14 protein-coding genes and 1 pseudogene are annotated in these 9099 nt (G+C 62.9%); 9 read left to right on the forward strand and 6 right to left on the reverse strand.

Annotated elements, in window-relative coordinates:
• Positions 1 to 23: 23 nt before the first annotated feature.
• The 7 genes from ROG8370_RS05885 (at position 24) to ROG8370_RS05915 (ending at position 4569) form a co-directional block, all read left to right on the forward strand.
• Positions 24 to 476 carry a YqaA family protein gene (locus ROG8370_RS05885; RefSeq protein ID WP_085826155.1) on the forward strand — a complete coding sequence of 151 codons (453 nt, stop codon included), beginning with the start codon at positions 24 to 26 and terminating at the stop codon, positions 474 to 476.
• Positions 477 to 541: 65 nt separating this feature from the next.
• Positions 542 to 1492: a 4-hydroxy-3-methylbut-2-enyl diphosphate reductase gene (gene ispH / locus ROG8370_RS05890; RefSeq protein ID WP_085826156.1), complete on the forward strand. Its 951-nt coding sequence runs from the start codon at positions 542 to 544 to the stop codon at positions 1490 to 1492.
• A gap of 82 nt (positions 1493 to 1574) precedes the next feature.
• Positions 1575 to 2390, forward strand: a complete 816-nt coding sequence (locus ROG8370_RS05895) for a GNAT family N-acetyltransferase (protein ID WP_085826157.1) — start codon at positions 1575 to 1577, stop codon at positions 2388 to 2390.
• Between the two features lie 56 nt (positions 2391 to 2446).
• Complete coding sequence (locus ROG8370_RS05900; RefSeq protein ID WP_085826236.1) at positions 2447 to 2899, forward strand: DUF3429 domain-containing protein; 453 nt, start codon at positions 2447 to 2449, stop codon at positions 2897 to 2899.
• Positions 2896 to 3489, forward strand: a complete 594-nt coding sequence (locus ROG8370_RS05905) for a class I SAM-dependent DNA methyltransferase (protein WP_306372363.1) — start codon at positions 2896 to 2898, stop codon at positions 3487 to 3489. The genes ROG8370_RS05900 and ROG8370_RS05905 overlap by 4 nt, the downstream gene beginning before the upstream one ends.
• Positions 3482 to 3949: a ribonuclease HI gene (gene rnhA / locus ROG8370_RS05910; RefSeq protein WP_085826159.1), complete on the forward strand. Its 468-nt coding sequence runs from the start codon at positions 3482 to 3484 to the stop codon at positions 3947 to 3949. Before ROG8370_RS05905 ends, rnhA begins: the two co-directional genes overlap by 8 nt.
• Entirely contained in the window at positions 3946 to 4569 is a 624-nt protein-coding gene (locus ROG8370_RS05915; protein ID WP_085826160.1) for a trimeric intracellular cation channel family protein, read from the forward strand. The genes rnhA and ROG8370_RS05915 overlap by 4 nt, the downstream gene beginning before the upstream one ends.
• Before the next feature lie 45 nt (positions 4570 to 4614).
• Here the strand turns inward: ROG8370_RS05915 and ROG8370_RS05920 are convergent, their stop codons facing one another.
• The 6 genes from ROG8370_RS05920 to def (ROG8370_RS05945) all read right to left on the reverse strand — a co-directional run bounded on the left by ROG8370_RS05920 (position 4615) and on the right by def (ROG8370_RS05945) (position 7665).
• Positions 4615 to 5046, reverse strand: coding sequence for a GFA family protein (locus ROG8370_RS05920; RefSeq protein ID WP_306372364.1), 432 nt, complete (start codon positions 5044 to 5046; stop codon positions 4615 to 4617).
• Between the two features lie 112 nt (positions 5047 to 5158).
• On the reverse strand, positions 5159 to 5398 hold the full coding sequence (locus ROG8370_RS05925; protein ID WP_073199813.1) for a GlsB/YeaQ/YmgE family stress response membrane protein: 240 nt from the start codon (positions 5396 to 5398) through the stop codon (positions 5159 to 5161).
• 6 nt (positions 5399 to 5404) lie between these two features.
• On the reverse strand, positions 5405 to 5647 hold the full coding sequence (locus ROG8370_RS05930) for a hypothetical protein (RefSeq protein WP_085826161.1): 243 nt from the start codon (positions 5645 to 5647) through the stop codon (positions 5405 to 5407).
• A gap of 9 nt (positions 5648 to 5656) precedes the next feature.
• Entirely contained in the window at positions 5657 to 6559 is a 903-nt protein-coding gene (fmt, locus tag ROG8370_RS05935) for a methionyl-tRNA formyltransferase (RefSeq protein WP_085826238.1), read from the reverse strand.
• A gap of 88 nt (positions 6560 to 6647) precedes the next feature.
• Complete coding sequence (gene def / locus ROG8370_RS05940) at positions 6648 to 7142, reverse strand: peptide deformylase (protein ID WP_085826162.1); 495 nt, start codon at positions 7140 to 7142, stop codon at positions 6648 to 6650.
• A 4-nt stretch (positions 7143 to 7146) separates the two neighbouring features.
• A complete protein-coding gene (gene def / locus ROG8370_RS05945; RefSeq protein WP_085826239.1) occupies positions 7147 to 7665 on the reverse strand; it encodes a peptide deformylase in 519 nt (172 codons plus the stop codon).
• 96 nt (positions 7666 to 7761) lie between these two features.
• Here def (ROG8370_RS05945) and ROG8370_RS05950 point away from each other — a divergent pair, with 96 nt between their 5' ends.
• Positions 7762 to 8934 carry a MalY/PatB family protein gene (locus ROG8370_RS05950; RefSeq protein WP_085826163.1) on the forward strand — a complete coding sequence of 391 codons (1173 nt, stop codon included), beginning with the start codon at positions 7762 to 7764 and terminating at the stop codon, positions 8932 to 8934.
• A gap of 8 nt (positions 8935 to 8942) precedes the next feature.
• Positions 8943 to 9071: pseudogene (locus ROG8370_RS21255) on the forward strand (hypothetical protein); the annotation flags it as partial.
• Between the last annotated feature and the right edge of the window lie 28 nt (positions 9072 to 9099).

The following is a 9099-nucleotide window of genomic DNA, read 5'->3' on the forward strand; positions in this document are numbered from 1 at the left end:
GTCAACGCCCGGACCCGTCGCCAATGATTGGCGCGGATCTGGGCGTTTTCGCGCAATTGGGCGGATTGTTTCTGGCGGCCTTCGGGGCCGCCACGATTTTCCCGTTTCAATCAGAGATCGTCTTTGTCGGCCTGCAACTGGGCGGCGCGGCGCCGCTTATGTGGCTGATCATCTTTGCCAGCATCGGCAACACCCTCGGGGCGGTGGTCAACTATGTGCTCGGCGTCTGGATCGAGAAGTTTCGCGACCGCCGCTGGTTTCCGTTCAATGCCGGGCAAATGGCGCGCGCCGAGGGCTGGTATTCCAAGTGGGGAGTCTGGACGCTGCTGCTAAGCTGGGCACCACTTGGCGACGCCTTTACGGTGATCGCGGGCGTGATGCGCACCCCGCCCTGGCTTTTCCTTGTGCTGGTCACCATCGCCAAGACCGGGCGTTATATCGTGCTGGCCTGGCTGACGGCGCAAACAACGGCCTGAGACGACCGTCAAGACTGGACGGCGCGCATCGCAGGCCTTACCTCTAGCCCTGACAGGAGGCGCGCATGACAAAACCACCCCTTACTCTTTACCTCGCGGCCCCGCGCGGGTTTTGCGCCGGCGTGGACCGCGCCATCAAGATCGTCGAAATGGCGCTCGGGAAATGGGGCGCGCCGGTCTATGTGCGCCACGAGATCGTGCACAACAAATACGTGGTCGATGATCTGCGCGCCAAGGGGGCGGTGTTTGTCGAGGAACTTGACGATTGCCCCGATGACCGCCCCGTGATCTTTTCCGCCCATGGCGTGCCTAAATCCGTGCCCGCAGAGGCGAGCGCGCGCCAGATGCTATACGTCGATGCCACCTGCCCGCTTGTCAGCAAGGTCCATATCGAGGCCGAACGCCACGCCGAGGCCGGATTGCAGATCATCATGATCGGCCACGCGGGCCACCCCGAAACCGTCGGCACCATGGGTCAGCTGCCCGAGGGCGAGGTTCTGCTTGTGGAAACCCCCGCCGATGTGCCCGGTCTTGTGGTGCGTGATGCGCAAAAGCTTGCCTTCGTGACCCAGACCACTCTCTCGGTCGATGACACCGCCGATATCGTCGCCGCCCTTCAGGCACAATTCCCCGCCATCAAGGGCCCGCACAAGGAAGACATCTGTTACGCCACCACCAACCGCCAGGAGGCGGTCAAGGCGATGGCGCAAAAGGCCGAGGCGATGCTTGTCGTCGGCGCGCCGAACTCGTCCAACTCGCGCCGTTTGGTCGAGGTGGGCGCGCGTGCGGGCTGTGGCTATGCCCAGCTTGTGCAACGTGCGACAGACATCGACTGGCGCGCGATCGAGGGCATCAAGAGCATCGGCATCACCGCCGGCGCCTCGGCCCCCGAGGTGCTTGTGAACGAGGTGATCACGGCGCTTGAGGCGCGCTATGATGTGACAATCGAAGAGGTGGAAACCGCCACCGAGAACGTCGAATTCAAAGTGCCCCGCGTGCTGCGCACCCCGGCCTAAGGTCGCGCGCGGGCGTCAATCCCCGCTTTGAGGTTTCGCCGGGCCATGCGACACTCCCTGTACCAAAGGGGAAAACCGCACCATGGCCACAACCCAGCAAGACTATTTCGGCACCGAGGCCCAGATCTCCGTTCTGCGGCGCGGTCGCGCGCTTTTCGATCTCACCGATACCGATCCGCGGATGACCTATTATGGCCGCAGCGTCGGATTGGCCGACGCCGATGCGCAGGCGATGGACCGGTTGGCGGCGCTGATTGCCCTGCAAGGCAATAGCGCGCTCGGTGCCGTCGAGGATGGCGATATCAGCCACTGGCAAGCCGAGGCCCAGCGCCGCAACCTCACGATAACGCATTACGCCCGCTGGCTTGGAACGCAGGAGGCCACCCAAACCGCCCGGACCCTGCTTGATCTCCATCCATTGCCGCAGGACCTGACGGTTATCCGGGTCGACAGGGACGCCCCCGCCGAGGCCATGGCGCAACTCGCAGATGTCTCGCTGGCCTGCGGCGTTCTCCCGCCGTCCGGCGCCGTCCTGCGCGGTGTCCGTAAACCCGGCATTGGCCTTGTGGCCCTTGATCAGACCGGCAAGGGCGTCGCCTGTGCCGGGGCGGCCAGCTATTGGCACCCGGACCACCCCAAGGGACAACGGCAATGTTGGTGGGGCATGCTTGCCACCCTGCCCGAGCGGCGCGGCCAGCGCCTTGCCCTGATCCTTGGCGCCATGGCCGTGATCGAGATGCAGGAGCGCTATGGTTTCACCGAAGTCTTTACCGGCGTCACACCGGGAAATGCCGCCTCCGAGGCGGTCTGCGCCCGGCTTGGCCTGCGCGCCGAAGGCACCAACGTGCTGGCCTTTACCGATCCGCACCAACTGCCCGGCGGACGGATGACAAAGTAGGCTTTCGCGCGCCTCGCGCTCTTGCCAAGTACGGATCACAAACTATGGTGCCGCCCATGCAAACGATCCCCCGCGCCCCGCTTCTCCTTGGCCTTGCCGGCCTTTTGCCCTTTCTCTGGGGGGCGGTGACCGTGGTCTTGCCCGATCTCGGGTTATGGACGGCCCAGACCATCGGCCCGCGCTTTGCCGGGCCCTACGTCATGCTGTTTTACGGCGCGGTGATCCTGTCGTTCATGTCCGGTGTCCTTTGGGGCTTTGCCGCGCAACTCAGCGGCGCGCGCGCCACCAGCGGTTATGTCCTCTCGGTGCTACCGGCGCTTTGGGCGTTCTTCATGACCGGCGGCGGGCCGACCAGCGCGGGCATCTCCCTGATCACCGGATTTGTCGGATTGCTTGGTCTCGACTGGCTTTTTTGGCATCACGGTGCCACCCCGCCATGGTGGATGCGCCTGCGCCTTCTGCTCACCACCGTGGTGGTGACCTGCCTTGCGATCGGAGTATTTGCGTGACCCCCGACAGCGAAACCCTGCGCGTTTATGATGCGATGGCGGATCAATATGCCACAGTTACCGCCGACGCGGCGTCGGACCCATTGCTTGCGGGTTTCATCGGCGCCCTGCCGCGCGGCGCGCAGGTGCTTGATCTCGGATGTGGCCCCGGCATCATCGCGGCGCACATGGCGCGCGCCGGCCTATCGGTGACCGCAACCGACGCCTCACGTGAAATGGTGGCGCTTACGGGCGGCTTTTCGGGCGTGACCGCCCGCCTCGCCACATTCGACGAGATCGCAGGCGAGGATATCTATGACGGCATCTGGGCCAACTTCTCGCTTTTGCACGCCGCGCGCGCCGACATGCCGCGCCACCTCAACGCACTTCATGTGGCCCTCAAACCCGGTGGGATCTTGCACATCGCGCTCAAATCCGGCACCGGTGCGAGTCGTGACAGCCTCGGTCGCCTTTACACTTATTACACCGCCGTCGAGCTTGAGACGCTCCTGATCGCCGCCGGTTTCACCCCGTTTTCCTCTGCCACCGGTCGCGACACCGGGCTGAGCGGGGAAATGGCCGATTGGATTGCGATTTCCGCCCATGGCTAAGCTTTATGCCTATACCGACGGCGCCTGTTCGGGCAATCCCGGCCCCGGCGGCTGGGGCGCATTGTTGCGCGCGACCGAGGGCGACAAGATCGTCAAGGAACGCGAATTGTCCGGCGGCGAGGCCCTGACCACCAACAACCGGATGGAACTTTTGGCCGCGATCCACGCGCTTGAAACGCTCGCCAAGCCGAGCCAGATCACCATCATAACCGATAGCGCCTATGTCAAAAACGGTGTCACCGGCTGGATCCATGGCTGGAAGCGCAACGGCTGGAAAACCGCCGCCCGCAAACCGGTCAAGAATGTCGAACTCTGGCAGCGCCTGGACGAGGCCCAGGCCCGCCACGACGTCACCTGGGAATGGGTCAAAGGCCACGCCGGGCACCCCGAGAACGAGCGCGCCGATGAATTGGCCCGCGCCGGAATGGAGCCGTTCAAACCCGGCAAACCCCGCGCATGAGCCCGATGATCCTGCTCGATTATGCCTCGGTGCTGATCTTTGCGCTGACCGGGGCCTTGATGGCCAGCCGCCAGCAACTCGATATCGTCGGCTTTGCCTTTATCGCCTGTCTGACGGCAGTGGGTGGCGGCACGCTGCGCGATGTGCTGCTGGATCGCAACCCGGTGTTCTGGCTTGGCAATCCCAACTATATCCTGATCGCCTGCGGCGCGGCGCTTGTGGTGTTTTTCACCGCCCATCTGGTCGAAAGCCGCTATCGTCTGCTGCTCTGGCTCGACAGCTTTGCGCTTGCGGTCGCCGTGCCCGCCGGGGTGGCGGCCGCGATGAGCATGCTGCAACCCGGCGCGATCGTGGTGATCATGGGCGTGGTCACCGGCTGTATGGGCGGGCTGTTGCGCGATGTGGTCTGCAACGAGGTGCCGCTCGTGCTCAAGCAAGGCGAGCTTTACGTGAGCGCCGCCTTCGGGGGGGCCCTTACCGCCGTCACGCTAAGCCAGTTTAGCGGCGAGGTGCTCGTTATCCTTGGCGGCTGCGCCCTTGTCACATGGGCCCTGCGTGCAGGCTCTCTTACCTTTGGCTGGCGCCTGCCCGTCTATCGCAGCCGTCCGCCGCGCGTGTGAAGCTGCCGTCGACATCTGCTCGCGGTTCTCAGGGCCATTAACTTGTCAATCTTGAGCGTCATGTCGCAAGATCACTGACAAGTCGAAAACCCACGGAAGGGCCGATCCGCACCAGACCTGAACTTTTGGCTTCAATTGGGCCCGTTGTCGTATCGTGCCCACACGCAAACCAAAAAATGCTGTGGGGTCGCCTTTTGTGCGGGCATGGATTCTGGTACCGCAGTCCGGGCAGAAGCTCAGGTGACGTATACGCCCGCTCTCTGCCATTTTCTCGTATTCTTTGAGCGTCCCGGTCATAAGTCGAAACTGCCCGTCAGTTACGCTCGCGACCACCCCATAGGCAGAGCCCGAATTAACCTGGCAGTCGGCACAATGACAGAGTGCCACTCTATCGGGGTCGATTTCCGCCTCGTATGTGACCTGCCCACAAAGACAAGCGCCATCAACCTTCATTCTGAACCTCGCAGGACCACGCATTGGGCGAAGAGTTTTCACTCTTACACCGATGCAAAAAACCAGGCAATCCAATGGGCCAATCCGGGCTCAGTCACACCGCCCAGCCAGAGCCCCAAAACCCTCAGATGAGCCCCTACTTCCGCCCCAGATAGGTCTGATAAAGCCAGATCAGCAACATCGCGCCAAGCACCGCCCCGATCAAACCGCCCAGCAAGCCTGTCACCGTCAGCAGCACCCGGATCACAAGCCCGCCGATAAGCGCGCCCGCGATCCCAATCAGAACGGTCGGCACGATGCCGGCCTCGACCTTCATCATCCTTGTCGCCAGAAACCCCGCCGCGGCCCCGATGATAATGAGATAGATAACCCCCATGTCGCCCTACTTTCTGCCACGCCAATGCGTCGGCACGATGATCAGCGCGCCGATCGAGGAAATGATCGCATCAACCCCCGGCGCGCCAAAACGGAACCCGAACATGATCCGCATGAAATAGAACAAGAACGCCCCGCCGACGCAAATGATGATCGACGGCAAATACCCATTGCGCGTAAAGCCGCTTTTCTCGGACACATAGCCAACGATGCCCGCGATCACCACCGTGCCGAAAAGTTGCAGAAACATCTATGCCCCCTAGCCCAGCACCGTGCCGACAGGCAGGGCCATTCCACGCAAAAACTCGCCCCTATCCTGCGCGCCCTTGCCCGCCCGTTGCAAGCGCAAAAGCCGCACTGCACCCGTGCCACAGGCCACCGTAAGCTCGCTATCCAGCACTTCACCGGGCGCGCCCTGTCCCGTCGCCAGCACCGAGCCGAGCAGTTTCACCCGCACGCCGTTCACCTCGATCCAGGCGCCGGGAAAGGGCGAAAGCCCCCGGATAAGCCGGTCAACCTCCGGCGCGGGGCGGCTCCAATCGACCTGCGCCTCGGCCTTGTCGATCTTGGCGGCATAGGTAACGCCCGTCTCGGGTTGCGGCTCGGGCACCAGCGCATCAAGCCGCTTTAGCGCCTCGACAATCAGCCGCGCGCTCATGGCGGAAAGACGATCGTGCAATGCGCCGGTGGTCTCCTGCGTGCCGATCCCTGTCGCCTCGCACAGCAGCACCGGCCCGGTATCAAGCCCGGCCTCCATCTGCATGATGCAGACACCGGTCTGCGCATCACCAGCCATGATCGCGCGATGAATGGGCGCCGCCCCGCGCCAGCGTGGCAAAAGGCTGGCGTGAATGTTGAGACATCCGCGCGCGGGCGCAGCCAAAATCGCTTGCGGCAAGATAAGACCATAGGCCACAACCACCGCCACATCGGCATTGAGCGCCGCAAACGCCTCTGCCTCGCTCTTGAGGCTCACAGGATGGCGCACCTCAAGCCCAAGCGCCTCCGCGCGCGCCTGCACCGGCGAGGGGCGCTCTTTCTTGCCGCGACCGGCAGGGCGGGGCGGCTGGCAATAAACCGCGACAACCTCATGCCCCGCCGCCACCAATGCCTCTAGCACCGGCACCGAAAACTCGGGCGTTCCCATGAAGATCACACGCATTCCCGCCCCTTTCATCGTTCAAAAAGTACTCAAACACCAAGAAAATTCGCCGAATTTTCTTGGTCCGCCCCAGCTGCACGCGGCGTGGCTAGCCCTGCTTCCGCGCCTTGCGCAAAAGCATGTCACGTTTGACCTTGCTCAGCCGATCGAAATACATCCGCCCCGCCAGATGGTCGATCTGATGCTGCACGCTGGTCGCCCAAAGCCCGACAAAATCGCGCTCTTCAATCTCGCCTGCCTCGTTAAGAAACTCCACGGTCACCGCACGGGGCCGCGCGATCAGGGCCGATTGCCCCGGCAGGTTCGGGCTTGCCTCAGCATGCGGGCGCAACTGCACGCTGGCGTGAAGCGCCTTGGGGTTGGCCATGCGCACCGCCTTGCCGCGGCTTTCGCTGGCATCGACAACGGCAAGGGCACGCATTACGCCGATCTGCACCGCCGCAAGACCGACGCCTGGCATCGCCTCCATCGTGTCGATCATATCGGCCCAAATCGCGCGCACCTCGTCGTCGATCACCTCGACCGGCGTCGCGACACTGCGCAAGCGCTTGTCGGGCCAAGGCAGACAGGGGCGCACCGCCACCGCGCTAGCCCCGCGCCATTTCGCGTTTCAACTTTTGCATCCGGCGGGTGATCATCTGACGCTTCATCGCGCCGAGGTAATCAATGAACAACTTGCCATCGAGGTGGTCGATCTCATGCTGCACGCAGGTCGCCCAGAGCCCGTCAAAGCCCTCTTTGTGTTCTTTGCCGTTAATATCCACCCAGCGCACCTCGACCTCTTTGGGCCGTGTCACCTCGGCATATTGATCCGGAATCGACAAACAGCCCTCTTCATAGACATTGGTCTCGTCCGACACGGCGACAACCTCGGGGTTGATCATCACCATCGGGCGCGGGGTTTCATTCTCGCCCTTGACACAATCCAGCACGATCACCCGCTCAAGCACGCCAACCTGCGGCGCGGCCAGACCGATGCCCGGCGCGTCATACATCGTCTCAAGCATGTCTCGTGACAGCTCACGCAACGCGTCCGTCACATTGGCAACGGGCGTGCATACCTTTTTAAGGCGCGGGTCGGGGTGGATCAGGATCGGCCGTTTCATATGGGTCATTTAGGATATGAAGACCGGTTCTGCAACGCCTCTTGCGCCCAACGCCATTTCGGCTAGCTTGCCGTCGCAGCCTATAGGAGAGCACCAATGAATTTCGACGAGATCATCGACCGGCGCGGCCACCTGTCCAGCAAATGGGACATGATGGAGAACATTTATGGCGTTCCGGCCGATGACGGGCTGGCGATGTGGGTGGCCGACATGGACTTTCGCTCGCCCGATTGCGTGCAAGACGCGGTGCGCGCCAAGCTTGAGCATGGCATTTACGGCTATCTCGGCGACTACACCCCTTACACCTCGGCCATTCAATGGTGGATGAAGACCCGCCACGGCTGGGAGATCGAGCACGACTGGATCATGACCACCACCGGGCTTTGCAACGGCGTCGGCATTGCTGTCGACACGCTGACCAATCCGGGCGACGCGGTGGTGCTGTTCACGCCGGTCTATCACGCCTTTGCGCGGGTCATCCGGTCGGCCAACCGCACTGTGCTCGAATGCCCGCTGGTCAACACTGCCGGGCGCTACGAGATGGATTTCGACAGGTACGAAACCATGATGACCGGCAAGGAAACGATGCTGATCCTCTGCTCGCCGCACAATCCCGGCGGTCGGGTCTGGAGCAAGGACGAATTGCGCGCCGTCGCTGATTTCGCCCGCCGCCACGATCTGTTGATCATTTCGGACGAAGTGCATCACGATCTGGTCTTTCCCGGTCATAAACACACGGCCATGCCGCTGGCCGATCCGGGCATCGCCGACCGGCTGATCATGCTCACTGCGCCGTCGAAAACCTTCAACATTGCAGGTACGCATTGCGGCCAGATGATCGTGCCGAGCGATACGCTGCGCGGCCAGCTCAAGGCGCGCATGTCGGCCCTGTCCTTGGCCAGCCACGATTTCGGCGTGGCGATGACCACCGGCGCCTATAGCCCCGAGGGCGCCGCCTGGGTGGACGAGCTCGTCACCTATCTCGACGGCAATCGCAAAATCTTTGACGACGGCCTTAACGCCATTCCCGGCATTTCCTCGATGGCGCTTGAATCCACCTACCTGTCGTGGGTCGATTTCTCGGGCACCGGCATGACCCGCGAGGAATACAAGAAGCGCGTCAACAAGGATGCCCGCATCGCGGTCAACTATGGCTCGACCTTCGGCACCGGCGGCGAAACCTTCCTGCGCTTCAACATCGGCATGCCCCGCTCCCAGATTGTCGAGGCCGTCGAACGTCTGCAAGCCGCCTTCGGCGATCTGCAATAGGGCCGCGAATGACACCTCCCGGCGTGTTCACCGGGCTCTCGGCCTTTCCGCTGACCCCGGCGACTGCTTCGGGCGAGGTTGAGACCGATGCGCTTCGCGCGCTCGTCGCGCGCGGCGTTGCGGCGGGGGTTGATGCGATCTGTGTGCTGGGCAGCACCGGCATCT

The organism is Roseovarius gaetbuli (assembly GCF_900172365.1).
Lineage (GTDB): Bacteria > Pseudomonadota > Alphaproteobacteria > Rhodobacterales > Rhodobacteraceae > Roseovarius > Roseovarius gaetbuli.